Annotated in this window: 1 pseudogene; it reads left to right on the plus strand. The window is 41.8% G+C overall.

Annotated features, from left to right (window positions below):
• Window positions 1-299, plus strand: a pseudogene (locus DW819_RS15470) (hypothetical protein); the annotation flags it as partial.
• Between the last annotated feature and the right edge of the window lie 268 nt (window positions 300-567).

A 567-nucleotide genomic window follows, 5' to 3' on the forward strand; every position in this document is an offset into this window, starting at 1 on the left:
AGGTTGTGAAAATGAGTATCTATGAATATGACGAAGAAAAAAACTACAAAATGCTCCAGAAGCAGTACTGGAATATGGGGCACGAGCGTGGCAAGAGCGAAGGAATAGCCGAGGGAGAACTTAAAGAAGCAATACGTTTGATCCTGATCATAATCAAAAAACAACAGTCCCCGGAACAAATTGCTGATTTTTTGGAACTGGATCTGAATTTCGTAAAAGCAGTCTGCCAGATTGCAGCTCCAATGGCACCGGATTACGATCTGGATAAAATTTACGAAAAGTATCACGCGATAAAATAGATATATTGCAATTATAGGACAGAACGAATAAAGGTCCGGAAGAGAACGAGACCGCCTTCCTCTATTTTCACATATCGTTGTTTGCTTGCTCTCACAACACGCGTTCGCCTGCATCGGACTACATCCGCTGCATTCGTACACGTGTGTTCAAGATGCAAACACCTGATATGCTGAAAATCCCGGAAAGCGGTCTCATTCACTTCCTATTGCATTGGATCCGCTACAAAAAGCATTGACTACAACCCATATTAACTCTGTCATATAAAAC

This window comes from Clostridium sp. AM33-3 (genome assembly GCF_003480315.1).
In the GTDB taxonomy this organism is placed as follows: domain Bacteria; phylum Bacillota; class Clostridia; order Lachnospirales; family Lachnospiraceae; genus Brotaphodocola.